The following is a 16,183-nucleotide window of genomic DNA, read 5'->3' on the forward strand; positions in this document are numbered from 1 at the left end:
CATTAAAGGAGCGGATGAACATGAGCACGACAAGTCAGGCGAGGCTGTCCCAGTGGGACGCGCTGTTGGTGGAGTCGTTGAGGTCGCTGGGATGGTCTAACGAGGAGCTGTTCGCGCGCGTCCGTTCGGGCGAGCTGCCGGTCGACGAGAGTCCGTTTCAGTTCAAGTACGAGGCGCTCTCCGCCTTCGCCGCGGAGGAGCCCGAGACGTTCGAAGCGGCCGTCACGCAAGGTTACCAGATCAAGTACAACACGGTGCGCGGCATTCACAGCTGGATTCGGGTCGCGCTCGGCCTTGAGCCGGAGTTGCTGCTGGAGGCGGGAGCCGAGGCTGTCCGCGCTTCGCTGAGTACCGACGAAAAGGCGCGCTTGGCATCCGTACTTTCCTTCGGCTGGCGCGTTCGCGAGGAAGAGGAAAAGGCGGCGGAGGTTTCGGGCGAAGGACGCAGCGTCTACGTGATCGAACCGATCCAGCGCTGAACGCAGCGGCATGATTGCTGAGTTGAAACTTCGTTGACAGAATATCCAGTCTTGTCCATAATAAGTACAGAAGAAATGAACGCGGGGAAGCGCCCCGTCAGAGCCGAACACGTCACGTGTCGCTTTGACGGGGCTTTTTTGCTAAAGGGAGGGTGCTTGCCATGGATAAAAAAAAGGAATGGGAAGCGGCGATCAGACAGAAGCGCGTGACGTACGACATTTACGCGGAGCTGCCGGAGGACGGGCAGCGTTACGAGGTGCTGGACGGGTCGCTCGAGCTGATGTCGGGTCCGTCGCTCGTGCATCAAATGCTTGGTGCCAAGCTGCATCTAATCACGCAGAGTTGCAGCTCGGAGTACTTTATTTTGCTTGCCCCGCTCGATGTCATCTTAAGCCCGAGAAATGTCGCGCAGCCGGACGTCATCTTCATTCACCGGGGCAGGACCGACATCATGACGATGCGCGGCATCGAAGGCGCGCCCGATCTCGTCGTGGAGGTGCTGTCGCCCGGTTCCAGGCACAGGGACAAGGTGCGCAAGCTGGACATCTACGGGAAGCATGGCGTGCAGGAGTATTGGATCCTCGATCCGGTGGCCCGAACGCTCGAGCGTTATGAACAAGAGGGCAACCGCCTGACGCTGACCGAGTTGTTCGAGGGAGAAGACCGCGTCGTATCGGACAAGCTGCCGTGCATTTCGTTCGCGCTCAGCGAACTGTTCGCGGAGGAGCAGATCGGTCGCTTGCTCGCAGGCGGCTGAGGCCGAACGATGCGCGCTTCAGCCCGGCAAGGTCAGTCCAGGCATGACGTTTGACTTGTTCATTCATGCGCTTATATATTAAGGCGGTAAAGGATTAAAGCCGCTATTTTCATAGCCGCTATCGCCATAGAGGAGAGATGGAACGCGTGAGCATTCAATTCAAGTGTTTTCCGGGAGGCCGGCGCAAAGCGGTCACGTTCAGCTTCGACGACGGCAGGACGCACGACCGCAGGCTGGTTGAGGCGATGAACCGCTATGGTCTCAAAGGAACGTTTCACCTGAACGCAGGCAAGCTGGGGTTGGAGGGCTACGTCGGCGCCGACGAGATCGCCGGCTTATTCGAGGGGCACGAGGTGTCTGCGCATACGATCAACCATCCGTTTCTCGACCTGCTCCCGACCGACGCGCTGGCCGGCGAGATCTGGGAGGACCGCAAGGCGCTGGAGCGCTTGACGGGCTATCCCGTCCGCGGCATGAGCTATCCGTTCGGCACGTACGACGACCGCGTCGTCGCGGCGCTGCCCGCGTTCGGCATCGAATACGCCCGCACGACGAACAGCCATGGCGGCTATAGGCTGCCGGCCGATTTCCTGCGCTGGCATCCCACCTGCCACCACAAGCAGATGGTCGAGCGCACGGAGGACTTCCTTGGCTATCAGGACCGCTTCGGCAGAATGTCGCTGCTCTACATTTGGGGGCACAGCTACGAGTTCGAGTCGGACGACAACTGGCATCTCGTCGACACCGTCGGCGAGCAGCTGGCCGGCGCGGACGACGTGTGGAAGGCGACCAATGCCGAGATCGTCGCCTACAAGCAGGCGCTCGACCGGCTGCGGTTTTCCGCTGATTGCACGATCGTGCACAATCCGTCCGCGCTCGAGGTTTGGATCGCGGCCGACGGAGAGGCCGTTCCGGTCGGGCCGGGCGAGCTGAAGCGTTTGTAAACATAAGCACGCTGGATTCCGCCGCGCGCGTACCTGAAGCAGAAAAAGCAGAGACCGCGCGGTCTCTGCTCTTTGCGCCGCAAGTACCCCGTCACGCCGGATTCAGAATCCGGTCGTTCGAATAGACGCATACCGCATAGTAGACGAAGTATACCGCGACATACGCGCCCATCGACAGCAGGATCGGGATCGTGAAGTTCATGCCGACGAGTCCGGCGGTGAATACCTTCATGATCACGTAGCCGTGAGCGGTGCCTACGGCGAGCGGCAGGACGAAGACGAACAGCGTCTGCCAGGCGATCGTCCGCCGCAGCTCCCGGCGGCTGACGCCGAGCTTGCGCAGCACCGCGTACCGCCCGATGTCCGCGTGCGCTTCCGTCATTTGCTTGAAGTAGATCATGCTGCCCGTGGCCGCGAGGAAGACGAGCCCCAGGAAGCCGACGATGAACAGAAACAATCCCGACTCTTCCTGCGTGCGCTTGTATTCCGCGTAGAACATGTTCAGGCGCGCATCGTCGCGGCCCGCGGCCAGCGCGCTTAGCCGGTCGGCGGTCGCGCCCGCCTGTTCCTGTCCTTCGACCCTGTAGACCTCGAACACGGTCGGCGCCGCGGCCTTCGCGAGCTCGGCCCATGTCCCGTCGTCCACGACGGCGAACAAGTCCGGGAACCGCCAGCTCAGCACGCGTCCTTCCAGCAAGGCCACGAAGGGCAGCGCTCTTTTCCCGTCTCCGATGCGCAGTTCAAGCGATTGCCCGGCGTATTCCGCAAAAGTTTGATCGTCCAGCATCGGCCGGATGGCCGCTGCTTCTCCTGACGCCAGCCGGACCGTCTCGTGCCTTCCGAGCGCCTTGGCCGCCTCGTTGTAGGCGCTGGCGGACAATATCGAGACAGACTTACCCGGCTCGGCGTACGAATAGTAGTGAATCGGAATGTCGCGCAGGTTGGTCAGGCTCGCGTCCAGCTCGACGACGGGAATCGAGAGATGCGAGACGACCGGGTGGTCCCTGTCCGCGCCGATGATATTCCGGACGGCTTCGTCGAACGCGGGATCGACGGACGCATGCTCGTAGCTGAACGGCCGGCTCTCGGCGGTGCTGCGTTCCGCGAAGTAATATTGGATGTACACGATGCTGAAAATGCCGAGGGTGATGCCGCTTAGCAGCGCGATCATCGAAAAGGTGCGGACATGGCCGCGCACGCGGAACAAGAGCTGCGAGACCCCGATCATGGCGGTGCCCCGGTAATAGCGGGATTTATTCCTGCGCCAGGCGGCGAGCAGCGCCGGCACGGCCGCGCGGAACAGCAGCCAGGTGCCGAGCAGGATGCAGACGAGGGCGATGCCCATATTGAGCGCGAACTGCTCGGTCGTATGAATCTCCCGAAGCGCCGCGATGTAGCCCGCCGCGATTAACAGCGCGGCAGCGAGCGCCGCCCACACCGAGACGCGGGGCGCAGGCTCGCCCTTTTTGTCCGCTCTGAACAGCTCGATGAGCGGAAACTTATAGATGAGCCGGTAGCTGTGGAGCGAGGTCGCCAGTACGATAAGCGCGAACACGGCGATCGTGTTCGCCGCCGCTTCGAGCGAGAGTCCGAAGCCGACGGCCGTCGTCGCGCCCGTGCCAAGCAGCCGGACCAGGATCATGCCGAACAGCTTGGACAGCAGCGTGCCGAGGCCGATGCCTGCGGCCAGCACGAGGGCGCTCAGGATCAGATTCTCGTAGAGCAGCATCCGTCCGATCGTCTTGCGCCGTACGCCGAGCAGCGCGTACAGCCCGATTTCCTTTTTGCGGTTGCGCGTGAAAAAGGCGTTGGAGTAGCCGATGAATACGGCAGCGAACAAGGCCAGCACGACCGACGAGCCCATGAATACCGTGCGCAGGTTTTGAGAAGAAGCCATCCCGGCTTCGATATCTTTGTTGTATTGAAGGCTGACGAACGTGAAGTAGATGACGACGCTGATCAGCATCGAGACAAAATAAATGCCGTAATTACGGGCGTTGCCTTTCATGTTTTTCTTGGCCAGATCCCATGGCGTCATGCCGAGCCTCTCCTTTCCGCGATCGCGCGGAGAATCATCCGCCGACCGGCGCGCCGCCGCCGAGTACCGACAGCACGTCCATGATTTTTTTGAAAAACAGCGGCCGTGCCGTCTCGCCTCTGCCGACCTCTGTGAAGACGCTGCCGTCCTTGATGAACAGCACGCGGGAGCAATAGCTGGCGGCGAACGGATCGTGCGTGACCATGAGGATGGTCGCGCGCTCGCGCATATTGAGCTCCTGCAGGCACTCGAGCAGGTCCGTGGCGGACTTCGAATCGAGCGCGCCGGTCGGTTCGTCGGCCAGCACGAGGCTAGGCTTCGCGACGATCGCGCGGGAGGCCGCCGTGCGCTGCTTCTGCCCGCCGGAGATCTGGTACGGGTACTTGTCCAGAATGTCCCGGATGCCGAAGCGCTCGGCGATCTCAAGCGCGCGGCGCTCGAGCTCCGCGAGGTCGGCGCGCGCCAGCGCCAGCGGCAGGACGATGTTCTCCCGGACCGTCAGCGTATCGAGCAGATTGAAGTCCTGGAAAATGAAGCCCAGCCGGTCCCTGCGAAATGCCGACATCCGAGCCTCGTCCATATTCAGAATGCTGACGCCGTCCACCTCGATCTCGCCCGAGGTCGGCCTGTCGATCGTCGACAGCAGGTTCAGCAGGGTCGACTTGCCCGAGCCGGACGGCCCCATGATGCCGACGAACTCGCCTTCCGCGACGGTCAGGTCGATATGCTGCAGCGCGGTGAACAGATTGCCTCTCGCGCCGTATGTCTTTTGCACGTTTCTCGCTTCCACGATCGTTTTCATCTTCTATTCCTCCATCTCCGCCATTCAAGAGCGTCAGGCCTGCGATATTTATTGTACAGGATCCCTTATGCGTTCAACCGAACAGCCGGGGCGCCCAACCTAACAATATTGTCACATACGGCGTGTTGCGCGGGGGGCGGCGGGGATGGTATGAATGACTCATGCGAAAAGGCGAACGGCCTGGGGAGGCAAGCGTATGAGCATGAAAATCATGATCGTCGAGGACGATCCGACGATCCGGGAGCTGATCGCCGAAGCGCTCGGCAAGTGGGGCTTCGAGACTTGTCTCGCGGAAGACTTCGGCCAAGTGCTGGCGGCATTCGTCCGGGAGTCGCCGCATCTGGTGCTGATGGACATCAACCTGCCTTCGTTCGACGGCTTCTACTGGTGCGGCCGGATTCGGGAGATGTCTAAGGTCCCCATCCTGTTCCTCTCCTCGCGGGACACGCCGATGGACATGGTCATGTCCATGAATATGGGCGGGGACGACTTCGTGCAGAAGCCGTTTCATATGGACGTGCTCGTAGCCAAGATCCAGGCCCTGCTTCGGCGGACGTATACCTATCTCGATGCGCCCGCCAGCGTCATCGAGCACGACGGCGTCGTGCTCGACCTTAAGGACGGGACTGTCATGCGGGGCGACAGCCGGGCGGAGCTGACCAAGACCGAATTCGCGATCCTGAGCCTCCTCATGCGGAACAAAGGCGCCATCGTCGGCCGCACGAAGATCATGCGCGCGCTTTGGGAGGACGAGAGCTTCGTGGACGAGAACACGCTGACCGTCAACATCGGACGGCTGCGTCGGAAGCTGGCGGAGCTGGGCCGTGAGGATTTCATCGCGACTCGCAAAGGACAGGGGTACATCGTGCCATGACATTCGCCGATTATGCCAGAGACAAAGCGCCTTTTTTTGCGTTCGCGGCAGGCCTGACGGCATTCGTCGCCTTGATGATGGCGGTCAGCGGCGTCGATTCGGGCACCGTCCTGTATACAGCCTCCGCTTGCATCGTTTTTACGATCGTATATGCATGCGCGGGCTACTTGCACCGAAGAGGGTTTTACCGGGAGATTGAGCTGAGCATGGACGGCAGGGACGTCAAGGTCGACCATCTGCCGAAGCCGCAGACGCAGGGACAAGCCCGGCTGCTGGCCTTCGTTCGGCGTCGTCAGGACGAGCACGAGGAACGGCTGAACAGTCTGCGGGCCGAGATTCGCGAGCATCAGGACTTCGTCATGTCCTGGATTCACGAGGTGAAGCTGCCGATCGCCGCCGTTCGGCTGCTCCTCGAGCGGGAGGAGGCGCTGCCCGAGCCGCTCGCGGACAAGCTGGAGGACGAGATCGCCAAGATCGACAGCTACGTGGAGCAGGCGTTGTATTTCTCGCGCATCGATTCCTTTTCCAAAGACTACTTTATCGCCGAACTGCCGCTGCAGACGGTCGTCAAGGCCAGCGTGCGAAAATACGCCAAGCTGTTCATCAACAAACGGATCGCCTTCGAGATTCAGGAGGGGGAGTTCCGTGCGCACAGCGACGGCAAGTGGCTCGCCTTCATCGTCGAGCAGATTATGGCCAATGCGCTTAAGTATACGCCGGAGCAGGGCCGGATCGCGGCGGGCTGGGACGAGGACGCGGCGGAGAAGCGGCTGTGGATCGAGGACGACGGTATCGGGATTCCGCCGGAGGAGCTGGGCCGCGTCTTCGACAAGGGCTTCACGGGGACGAACGGCCGCAATCATGCCAAATCTACGGGCCTGGGCCTCTACCTGGCACGGCAGATGGCGCACAAGCTCGGGCATCGGCTGTCGGTAAGCTCGGAGCCGGGCGCGGGCACGCGGCTTACGATTCATTTTCCGAAATTCAGATCGTACATGGACGTCGGTCCGCGCTGAGACAAACTTGCCCTTGCACCGGGTCGCGAATAGGCGTTTACTAGGTGGAGGAAGTGCGAGGCATCTAGAGGAGGAGGATCGACACCGTGAACCAACATACCGATATCGTCGCATTCGTCCAGCAAGGGGCGGCGGCGAGAGGCATTCGTCTGTCCAAGGTGGCTTTTCCGGACGAGATCGTCCTAGCGCCGGGCGCGGCCGCGCGTTTGCCGGTCTACTTGAAGGAAAAGGGCCATCGTCGCGTGCTGCTGGTCGGCGACCCGATCACGATGGCAGCGGCGAACGGCGAAGGGCTGGCCGAGGCGCTCCGCGGGCTGGGGATCGTCGCCGAGGCGACGCTCGTAAAGCCGAACGCGGCGGACGACGTCGTGGCGGACGAAGCGTCAATCGTGCAAACGCTGCTGGACATCCAGAAGCACGGAGCGGACGTCGCCGTAGCGGTCGGCGCGGGCACGCTGCACGACATCGCGCGCTATGCCGCATACGCGTCGGGCCTGCCGTTCGTCTCGATGCCGACGGCGCCGTCGGTCGACGGCTTTACCTCGAAGGGCGCGCCGCTGCTCATTCGCGGCGACAAAATCACGGTCCCGGCGATCGGCCCTTCGGCGATTTTCGCGGATACGGATATTCTGGCGCAGGCGCCGGGCGCGATGGTCGCAGCCGGCTTCGGCGATATGCTCGGCAAGTACACGTCCTTGTTCGACTGGAAAGTCGGACACGAAATCGGCGGCGAGGACTACGATCCGTATGTCGCCGAGCTGACCGCCATGGCGCTGGAAGAATGCGTCGCGAACGTCGAGGCGATCGGCGGCCTGACGCCGGCGGGCATCGAGACGCTGACGCGCGCGCTGATCGTATCGGGACTCGCGATGCTCATCTTCGGCCAGTCTCATTCCGCCTCGGGCGCCGAGCATCATCTGTCGCATTATTGGGAAATGGAGCTGCTGCGGACGGGGCGGCGGCAGGTGCTCCACGGGGCTAAGGTCGGCGCGGCATGCGCCGTTATCGCGGACCATTACCGCATCTGGCTGGGACAAGCATCGGAGCCGCAGGCTTCGGGTCCTGCTGCTGCGCTTGCCCTGCGGCTTGGCGACAGGCTGCCGGAGATTGCCGGCTGGCTCGGCGAGCTCCCCGATGCGGCGCGCATCCGGGAGCTGCTGCGGATCGCGGGCGGGCCTGCGTTGCCGGAGGCGCTCGGCATCGGCGACGAGCTGGTCGCGCGTTCGCTGCGCGAAGCGGACGAGATCCGTCCAAGCCGCAAGACGCTGCTGCGTCTCATCAACGGCAGACCCTGAAGAAGCTGCTCCGCTGCCGCAAGCCGGCGGCGGAGCAGTTTTTGAGTCGCTAAGCCGCAAGAAGTTCCAACCAAGACCACTTTGCCCCGCGAACCCGCCTGCCAGCCCCTCACTCTCCCAGATACGCGCGAATGTACTGCCGGGGCGACACGCCCTCCGCCTGCTTAAACGCCTTGCTGAACGCGTACACGCTTCCGTACCCGACCTCCTCCGCGATCGAGGTGAGCGAGCGCCGGCCGTAGATCATGAAGCCCTTCGCCTTCTCCATCCGCTGCCGGACCTGGAATTGATGCGGCGACAGCCCGAACTTCTCCTTGAACAGGCGGGAAAAGTGGAACACGCTGAGACAGGCCAGCTTGGACAGCTCCTCCAGGCTGACGGTCCGGTTGTAGTGGTCGACGATGTAGGTGACCGCTTGCTCCAGCGTTTTTTCGTGCAGGCTTAAGTGTGCCTTGTGCTGCGCCTCAAGTCCCGTGAGCAGCAGGTGCAGGATGTGCAGGACGAGCGATTTTTGCAGCACGATAAACGCTTCGTCTCTCCGGTCGTAAGCGTGGATCAGCTTCATCAGCAGCCGATGGATCTCTCCGTGTCCGCCGATCCGAATGACGTCGGGCATGCCGAGCACGCTCCCCAGGTGATCGGGGCGAATAAGCCGGGCTTCGGCCTCGGAGCATTCGGCGCGCGTCTTGAAGTTGACGGGGACGTCCTCGAACGACGCGTCGTCCAGGACGTCGAAGTGAATATGCGGCATCCAGCATTCGCCCGACGAGCCGAGAAATTCGTGCTCGACGCCGGGCTTCAGCAGCAAAATGTCGCCGGGCGCGAGCGTATGCAGCCGGTCCTCGATGCGGAGCCGCAGCTCGCCTTTTTCCAGATAGAGCAGCTCGTAGTCGAAAATGATGCGCGGCTTGAGCTGCATGCCGACGGCGCGATGGTTCCAGGCCCGGCGCACGTTGGGAGACATCTGTCTCATCAGCTCGCGCACGGCATCGGGTGCAGCGACCATGATGTTCCTCCTCCATAAAAGCAAGATTGGATAAATAATCACAATCCGCAATAAGGAACTTCCCTTAACAATTTGCTAATATCTTTGTTGCAAGCGCTATCACGGATAGCAAGCTTTATTATAATCCCGGACGCCGATCCTGGCTACGGCATACGCGATTCGCATGGGAAAAGGAGCTGGCTGCATTGAACGGTTTTAACGGACTGAACCTGGGCCTCGGCAATCTGGCGAGGCTGTCGGACGCGAAGTCGCGTTCGATAAGCGCCGAGAACTTTACCGGCGGCAAAGGCCAGGGGGCCATGGCGACCGAAGGGACGGGCGCGAACTGCGCGCGCGAGCTCGGCGTCGGCTGGAAGGTGTCTCCTTCCGTCGAGATCGGGCCGAACGCCACCTTCGTCATGGGCGAGATCGAAGGGCCGGGGGCCATCCAGCATATATGGATGACGGGCGCGCCGCATCATTGGCGCAACATGATTCTGCGCGTTTACTGGGACGACGAGGAAGAGCCTTCCGTCGAAGTGCCGATGTGCGACTTTTTCTGCAACGGATGGCAGGAGCGCGCGGACGTCAATTCGCTGCCGATCGCGGTCAATCCGGCGGGCGGCTTCAACAGCTACTGGCAGATGCCCTTCCGCCGATCCGCGCGCATCACGATGGAAAACCGAAATCCGGATAAGGCCGTGCTCTATTACCAGATCGACTACACGCTCACCGAGGTGTCGGAAGACGCGGCATACTTCCATGCGCAGTGGCGTCGCAGCAGCCCGGTCGCATACAAGGACGTGCATACGATCCTGGACGGGGTCCGCGGCAAAGGCCATTACGTCGGCGTCTACCTAGCCTGGCAGGTGAACAATACGGGTTGGTGGGGCGAAGGCGAGATCAAGTTTTATATGGACGGAGATAAGGAGCACCCGACGATCTGCGGCACGGGGACCGAGGATTACTTCGGCGGCGCCTGGAATTGGGAACAGCCGCAGGGCACGTATCGGACTTATTCGACCGCCTATCTGGGCATGCATCAGGCCATTAAGCCCGACGGTCTGTATCGCAGCCAACAGTGCTTCGGCATGTACCGCTGGCATGTGATGGATCCGATCCGCTTCGACAGCGATCTGCGGGTGACGATTCAAGATTTGGGCTGGCGTTCGGGCGGCCGTTACCTACCGCAGCAGAGCGACATCGCGTCGACTGCGTTCTGGTACCAGTCCGAGCCGCACGCGCCGCATCCGCCGCTGCCGGATAACGACGCACGCGAGGTCATTTAGCGAAGGACGAAGAGCGAAGGGCGGGCAGCAGACCGGACATCCGTTGTCCGCTTCCGTTCGACAGCTTTCTGCAATCGATTGCAGCAACGAGCCACGCAAACGCACAAGACAGACATGAGCCAGAAAGGAGAGGAACCCGGTGAAAAAGCAGTATGCGCTCGGCATCGATTACGGCACGGCGTCAGGCCGCGCGCTGCTCGTCGACATCGGCAGCGGCGAAGAGCTCGCCACCCACGTGACGGAATATCCGCACGGGGTGATCGACCAGACGCTGCCGGGCTCCGGTTTGCGGCTGGAGCCGGATTGGGCGCTTCAGCATCCGGACGATTATATCGAAGTGCTGCGGCGATCGGTTCCCGCCGTGCTCCGCGCGGCGGGAGCGGATCCGGGTAGCGTCATCGGCGTCGGCATCGACTTCACCGCATGCACGATGCTGCCGCTGGACGCCGACGGGACGCCGCTCTGCCTGAGGCCCGAATGGCGGGATCGGCCGCATAGCTGGACGAAGCTGTGGAAGCACCACGCGGCCCAGGACGAGGCGAACCGCATCAACGAGGCTGCGGCACGGCGCGGCGAAGCGTTCCTCGCCCGCTACGGCGGCAAGACGTCGTCCGAATGGATGCTGGCGAAGGCGTGGCAAATCCTGAACGAAGCGCCGGACGTGTACGAAGCCGCGGACCTGTTCATGGAGGCGGCGGACTGGGTCGTCATGCGGATGACCGGCAGCCTCGTCCGCAACAGCTGCACCGCAGGCTACAAGGCGCTGTGGCACAAGGGCGACGGCTACCCGCCGGCGGACTTTCTCGCTGCGCTTGATCCGAGACTATCGGACTTCTACGAGACGAAGCTCCGAGGACCGATCGCGCCGCTCGGCGCCAGGGCAGGCGGGCTCTCGGGGGAAATGGCGGAGCTGACGGGCCTGCGGCCGGGCACGGCCGTCGCCGTAGGCAATATCGACGCGCACGCCATGGTGCCCGCCGTCGGCGTCGTGTCGCCGGGCAAGCTGGTGCTGGCGATGGGCACCTCGACTTGCCACCTGCTGCTGAGCGAGCGGGAGGCGCCGGCGGAAGGGATCTGCGGCGTCGTGGAGGACGGCATCGTGCCGGGTTATTACGGCTACGAAGCGGGCCAATCCGCCGTCGGGGACATCTTCGCTTGGTACGTCGACGAAGCGGTGCCCGGCTACGCGCAGCTTGAGGCCGCGGAGGCAGGCGTCTCCGTCCACGAGCTGCTGGAAACCAAAGCGGCGGCGTACGAACCGGGCGAGACCGGCCTGCTCGCGCTCGATTGGTGGAACGGCAGCCGGTCGGTGCTGATGAATGCCGATCTTTCCGGCCTGATCGTCGGCCTGACGCTGCAGACCAAACCCGAGGAGATCTATCGCGCGTTGCTCGAGGCCACGGCCTTCGGCACGCGCTGTATCATCGAGGCGCTGGCCGCGGGCGGCGTCGCCATCGACGAGCTCTACGCATGCGGCGGCCTGCCCCGGCGCAACCGGCTGCTCATGCAGATCTACGCGGACGCGACGGGGCGCGAGATCCGCATCGCGGACTCGGCCGAGACGGCCGCGCTCGGCGCCGCGATGTTCGGCGCGGTGGCGGCGGGAGCCGAGCGCGGCGGATACGCGACGATCGCCGATGCCTCGCGGCGCATGGCCCGCGTCCGCGAGGAGACGTTCAAGCCGGATCGCGGTCGAGCGCTCGTCTACGACCGGCTGTACGACGAGTATATCCGGCTGCACGATTGGTTCGGCCGCGAAGAAGACATGATGAAGCGGTTAAAAGCGCTCAAGCGGCGCAGTTCCTCGTAAGCGACACCCCCTTTTTCCCGATCTGCAATCGATTGCCGAATCGCCGGATTACGCTCATGAACCGGTCCTGTTGCCCGCTTGCACGCATCCGCACTCCCAGACACAAAGGAGAACGTTCCCATGGAAATGCAGCAAAGCTTATCGACGCTCAGCCGGTCCAGAATCGGCAAAAGAAAACGCGAATCCAGCTACGATCGCACCGGAGGCAATAAAGATTATTTCTCGATCCGGCCGGGCGACAACGCGGAGATCTGCACCCTCCAGGGCGCGGGCGCCATCACGCACATCTGGATGACGATGGCGACCGACGCGCCTGCCGAGGAGGCTTATCTTCCCCGCAAAATCGTGCTGCGCATGTATTGGGACGGCGAAGCCGAGCCCAGCGTGGAGGTGCCGATCGGCGATTTCTTCGGGATGGGACACGGCATCACCAGAAACTATACGTCGGCGGCGCTCATGATGAGTCCGGAGGACGGCAAGGCGTTCAACTGCTTCTTCCGGATGCCGTTCGCGAGCGGCGCCCGGATCGCGGTCGAGAGCGAGGCCGACCATCCGATCAAATTTTACTTCTACGTTGACTATGAGGCTTACGACAGCCTGCCGGCGGGAGAGCTCCGCTTCCATGCCCAGTGGCGGCGGGAATGCCCGACGGAAGGCATCTCGGAAAATGGCGCGGACAACGCCGAATTCGAATTCGGCGGCAAAAACACGACGGGCGACGGCAATTACGTCATTTTGGAGGCGGCGGGCAAGGGTCACTACATCGGATGCAACTTCAACGTGCACAATCTTCGCGAGACGCGGGAATGGAACTGGTACGGAGAAGGCGACGACATGATCTTCATCGACGGCGAGCCTTGGCCGCCTACGCTGCACGGCACGGGCATGGAGGATTACTTTAATACCGCGTGGTGTCCGCAGCAAGAGGTGTGCACGCCCTATCACGGCATCATTCTCGGCGGCGGCCCCAATTGGAGCGGCAAAATTTCTACCTATCGCTATCACGTCCTCGATCCGGTCATGTTCGATTCCAACATCCGCGTCACGATCGAGCATGGCCACAACAATCACCGCAGCGACGACGTCTCTTCCACCGCTTACTGGTACCAGAGCGAGCCGCATCAAGCGTTTCCCGCGCTCCCCGGCGTCGCCGGCCGGCTGCCGCTGCCCGACATCAAGCCGTTCGATCCGGCCTCGCTGGGCCGCATCTTCGGCCATTCGAATCCGTAATGCCCATGTTGCGAAAGGAGGTGGGGGCTTGAAGCCCATCGCGAGCTCGGCTGCCTTGGCCGCCGTTCTTTTACTGGCGCTGACCGGCTGCGCGAGCGGCTCATCGGAAGATCCGATGCTGACGTCTGCGGGCAAAAGCTTTGTATTGCGCGGCATCTCGGGCGTGTTGCAAGTATCGCAGATCACGGGGGCGGATTCGCCGAACAAGACCGACCGCTATGCCGTCTACGGCACCGATCTGGGCTCTATGATGAACGACGGCGACCGGACGTACTTCGTCTTCGGCGACACGTTCGGGGAAAGGTCGGCGGACCAGATCGGCGGCGGCGGAAGCTTCTGGCGATCCAATACGCTCGGATTCACGAAAGACGACGATCCGTCGGACGGCATCGCGCTGAACGGCATGATCGCGGAGGAGGACGGCACGGCCAAGGAGCTGCTCCCTTCCAGGAAAATCGACTACGACGAGATGACGAAGATTCCGACGCACGGCGTGGCGGCGAACGGCGCGCTCTACCTGTACTACATGTCGGTGAGCCATTGGGGCGACCCGGGCCGGTGGGATGCGGGCTACGCGAGCTTGGCCAAGTCCGCGGACCAAGGACAGAACTGGACGCTGATGGACGGCGTGAGATGGCCGGGCGACAGCGGCTTTATCCAGGTGAGTCCTTATAAGGTGAATTCGGACGGAGGCCAATCGGAAATCTACTTCTGGTGCATCCCGGCCGGACGGTTCGGCGGCGTGAAGCTGATGAAGGTCGCGGAGGCCGACATCGAGCGGCAGTGGGCCTACAAGTATTACGCAGGCCTGGATGACATGCAAAAGCCCATCTGGAGCGAGGACATGGCGCAGGCCGCCACCGTCGTGGACGATACGGCAGGAGAGCTGTCCGTCGTATGGAACGCCTATCTCGGACGGTGGATCATGACCTATCTGCAGGAAGGGCGCGGCGTCGTCATCCGCGAAGGCTTGGCGCCATGGGGACCATGGGGCGAAGCGATCGATCTCGTAACGAAAGAAGAGCAGCCCGGTTTGTACGGACCGTACATGAACGACCGCTACGCGGAAGGCGACGGAAAGACGATCTACTTCTCGCTGTCGCTTTGGGATCCGTACAACGTCTTTTGGTTCAAGGCGACGCTCGAAAAATGAAAGCGCAAACAGAGAACGAAAATAGGGAGGACTTAATTCATGCACGCTAAAAAGGGCAAAAAGCTCCAATCTCTGACGGCGATGTCTTCCGCGCTCCTGACTTTGTCGCTCGCGGTCACGGCCTGCGGGGGCTCGAACGGCTCGGGCGAGGCCAGCCCGAGCGCATCGGCCAGTTCCAGCGCTGCCGCAAGTCCGAGCGCGTCCGCATCCGCATCTCCGTCGGCATCCGCGAGCGCCTCGGAGAGCGCCGCGCCCGCTGAGAAGGTCAAGATCGATTTCTGGACGCAGAAATTCGAGGATACGACCGACGCCTGGTTCAAGAAGTACGTCGACGCGTACAACAAGTCCCAGAGCAACGTCGAGATCAAGCTCACGATCGTGCCGGGCGACGCCTGGGACCAGAAGATGAAGGCCGCCCAAGCCGCTGGCAAGGCGCCGGAGATCCGCACGATCAGCTACGGCAACATCGCCAACGCCGCCAAGACGGGACAGATCCTGCCGCTCGACGATCTCATGGCCCCGGCCGTCTTCGACGACCTGTACGACAACGTCAAGGAATTCGTCAACGTCGGCGGCAAATATTATGCCTATCCGAAGCTCGTCGAGCCTTCGTCCGTCATGTTCTACCGCAAGGATCTGTTCGAGGCGGCCGGCCTCGACCCGGAGAAGCCGCCGACGACCTGGGCGGAGCTGCTCGAAGACGCCAAGGCGCTGACGAAAAAGGGCGTGTTCGGACTCTCGATCGCGCAGAACGCGCCGGACCTGGGCTGGTCGAGCTGGGGGCTGCAGTACAACGCCGCGGGCCATCTTGCGCTGACGGACGACTGGTCCAAGGCCGACATCAATAACGACGGTTACAAGGCCCTCTACAAGTTCTATCAGGACGCCTATCAATCCGGCGCCATGCCGAAGCAGCAGCTCGCGCCCTATGCGGACATCAAGGGCTTCGGCGAGGGCAAGGTCGCGATCCAGATTTGCGGCTCCTGGGCGATCGGCCAGCTTCGCAACTCTTACAAGAACCTGATCGACAAAGTCGGCATCGCCCCGATGGCCTCCATCGACGGCGACCAGACGAAGCCGACGGCGACGCTCGGCGGCTGGACGCTCGCCGTCGACGGCAAGGCGGGCCACCCTCAGCAGGCTGCCGACTTCATCTCGTACCTGCTGGCCGGCGACCCGCAGATCATGATCGACTTCTTCAAGTCGGCGCAGTTCTCCAAGTTCTCGCCGCGCAAGTCCGTCGACGAGGCGATGAAGACCGATCCGGACGCCTCCAAGGATACGTGGCGCGCGCTGATCGCGGAGAAGATCATCCCGTACGCGAAGGCGGAGCCGCTCTATCCGTGGGACGTCGCCCTGGCGGTGTCCACCGGGATCGAATCCGCGATGAAGGGGACCAGCGTCGACAAGGCGATCGCCAAGGCGGAGAAGGACGTCAACGACTTCATCGCGAAAAACAAGCTCGCCGGCACGAATCCGCGGGCATAAAGCGCGAGAGGAACGACTCCTC

The 16,183-nt window shown here is 62.4% G+C and carries 14 protein-coding genes; 11 read left to right on the forward strand and 3 right to left on the reverse strand.

Annotation, left to right across the window (positions count from 1 at the left end; translation table 11 throughout):
- Window positions 1-20 precede the first annotated feature (20 nt).
- The 3 genes from BM235_RS09125 to BM235_RS09135 all read left to right on the forward strand — a co-directional run bounded on the left by BM235_RS09125 (window position 21) and on the right by BM235_RS09135 (window position 2,181).
- Window positions 21-479: a hypothetical protein gene (locus tag BM235_RS09125; RefSeq protein ID WP_177244213.1), complete on the forward strand. Its 459-nt coding sequence runs from the start codon at window positions 21-23 to the stop codon at window positions 477-479.
- A 161-nt stretch (window positions 480-640) separates the two neighbouring features.
- Window positions 641-1,237: a Uma2 family endonuclease gene (locus tag BM235_RS09130; RefSeq protein ID WP_090111873.1), complete on the forward strand. Its 597-nt coding sequence runs from the start codon at window positions 641-643 to the stop codon at window positions 1,235-1,237.
- Between the two features lie 137 nt (window positions 1,238-1,374).
- The gene (locus tag BM235_RS09135) at window positions 1,375-2,181 is read left to right on the forward strand and encodes a polysaccharide deacetylase family protein (protein WP_090111875.1); all 807 of its coding nucleotides are present in this window, start codon (window positions 1,375-1,377) and stop codon (window positions 2,179-2,181) included.
- Between the two features lie 91 nt (window positions 2,182-2,272).
- Here BM235_RS09135 and BM235_RS09140 read toward each other — a convergent pair whose 3' ends face one another.
- Window positions 2,273-4,219, reverse strand: a complete 1,947-nt coding sequence (locus BM235_RS09140) for an ABC transporter permease (protein WP_090111877.1) — start codon at window positions 4,217-4,219, stop codon at window positions 2,273-2,275.
- Between the two features lie 34 nt (window positions 4,220-4,253).
- Window positions 4,254-5,021 (reverse strand): ABC transporter ATP-binding protein, encoded by a 768-nt coding sequence (locus tag BM235_RS09145; protein WP_090111879.1) that lies wholly within the window; start codon window positions 5,019-5,021, stop codon window positions 4,254-4,256.
- A 202-nt stretch (window positions 5,022-5,223) separates the two neighbouring features.
- On the opposite strand from BM235_RS09145, the gene BM235_RS09150 reads away from it, so the two are divergent.
- The 3 genes from BM235_RS09150 (at window position 5,224) to BM235_RS09160 (ending at window position 8,206) form a co-directional block, all read left to right on the forward strand.
- Window positions 5,224-5,895, forward strand: a complete 672-nt coding sequence (locus tag BM235_RS09150) for a response regulator transcription factor (protein WP_090112262.1) — start codon at window positions 5,224-5,226, stop codon at window positions 5,893-5,895.
- Window positions 5,892-6,911, forward strand: coding sequence for a sensor histidine kinase (locus BM235_RS09155; protein ID WP_090111881.1), 1,020 nt, complete (start codon window positions 5,892-5,894; stop codon window positions 6,909-6,911). Before BM235_RS09150 ends, BM235_RS09155 begins: the two co-directional genes overlap by 4 nt.
- A gap of 86 nt (window positions 6,912-6,997) precedes the next feature.
- Window positions 6,998-8,206 carry a sn-glycerol-1-phosphate dehydrogenase gene (locus tag BM235_RS09160; protein WP_255374249.1) on the forward strand — a complete coding sequence of 403 codons (1,209 nt, stop codon included), beginning with the start codon at window positions 6,998-7,000 and terminating at the stop codon, window positions 8,204-8,206.
- Window positions 8,207-8,315: 109 nt separating this feature from the next.
- Here the strand turns inward: BM235_RS09160 and BM235_RS09165 are convergent, their stop codons facing one another.
- Entirely contained in the window at window positions 8,316-9,212 is an 897-nt protein-coding gene (locus tag BM235_RS09165) for a helix-turn-helix domain-containing protein (RefSeq protein ID WP_090111883.1), read from the reverse strand.
- Between the two features lie 185 nt (window positions 9,213-9,397).
- Here BM235_RS09165 and BM235_RS09170 point away from each other — a divergent pair, with 185 nt between their 5' ends.
- From BM235_RS09170 to BM235_RS09190, 5 genes are all read left to right on the forward strand, one after another.
- Complete coding sequence (locus BM235_RS09170; protein WP_090111885.1) at window positions 9,398-10,480, forward strand: glycoside hydrolase family 172 protein; 1,083 nt, start codon at window positions 9,398-9,400, stop codon at window positions 10,478-10,480.
- A gap of 139 nt (window positions 10,481-10,619) precedes the next feature.
- On the forward strand, window positions 10,620-12,290 hold the full coding sequence (locus BM235_RS09175) for a ribulokinase (RefSeq protein ID WP_090111887.1): 1,671 nt from the start codon (window positions 10,620-10,622) through the stop codon (window positions 12,288-12,290).
- A gap of 120 nt (window positions 12,291-12,410) precedes the next feature.
- Entirely contained in the window at window positions 12,411-13,520 is a 1,110-nt protein-coding gene (locus BM235_RS09180) for a glycoside hydrolase family 172 protein (RefSeq protein ID WP_090111889.1), read from the forward strand.
- A 28-nt stretch (window positions 13,521-13,548) separates the two neighbouring features.
- Complete coding sequence (locus BM235_RS09185; RefSeq protein ID WP_255374250.1) at window positions 13,549-14,673, forward strand: DUF4185 domain-containing protein; 1,125 nt, start codon at window positions 13,549-13,551, stop codon at window positions 14,671-14,673.
- Window positions 14,674-14,712: 39 nt separating this feature from the next.
- On the forward strand, window positions 14,713-16,161 hold the full coding sequence (locus tag BM235_RS09190; RefSeq protein ID WP_255374251.1) for an ABC transporter substrate-binding protein: 1,449 nt from the start codon (window positions 14,713-14,715) through the stop codon (window positions 16,159-16,161).
- Window positions 16,162-16,183: the final 22 nt, after the last annotated feature.

Source organism: Cohnella sp. OV330 (assembly GCF_900112065.1).
GTDB lineage: Bacteria > Bacillota > Bacilli > Paenibacillales > Paenibacillaceae > Cohnella.

Bases quoted from the DNA above. Each gene is read 5' to 3' on its own strand.
- BM235_RS09125 (WP_177244213.1), top strand. From the start codon at position 21: ATGAGCACGACAAGTCAGGCGAGGCTGTCCCAGTGGGACGCGCTGTTG.
- BM235_RS09130 (WP_090111873.1), top strand. From the start codon at position 641: ATGGATAAAAAAAAGGAATGGGAAGCGGCGATCAGACAGAAGCGCGTG.
- BM235_RS09135 (WP_090111875.1), top strand. From the start codon at position 1,375: ATGGAACGCGTGAGCATTCAATTCAAGTGTTTTCCGGGAGGCCGGCGC.
- BM235_RS09140 (WP_090111877.1), bottom strand. From the start codon at position 4,219: ATGACGCCATGGGATCTGGCCAAGAAAAACATGAAAGGCAACGCCCGT.
- BM235_RS09145 (WP_090111879.1), bottom strand. From the start codon at position 5,021: ATGAAAACGATCGTGGAAGCGAGAAACGTGCAAAAGACATACGGCGCG.
- BM235_RS09150 (WP_090112262.1), top strand. From the start codon at position 5,224: ATGAAAATCATGATCGTCGAGGACGATCCGACGATCCGGGAGCTGATC.
- BM235_RS09155 (WP_090111881.1), top strand. From the start codon at position 5,892: ATGACATTCGCCGATTATGCCAGAGACAAAGCGCCTTTTTTTGCGTTC.
- BM235_RS09165 (WP_090111883.1), bottom strand. From the start codon at position 9,212: ATGGTCGCTGCACCCGATGCCGTGCGCGAGCTGATGAGACAGATGTCT.
- BM235_RS09180 (WP_090111889.1), top strand. From the start codon at position 12,411: ATGGAAATGCAGCAAAGCTTATCGACGCTCAGCCGGTCCAGAATCGGC.
- BM235_RS09190 (WP_255374251.1), top strand. From the start codon at position 14,713: ATGCACGCTAAAAAGGGCAAAAAGCTCCAATCTCTGACGGCGATGTCT.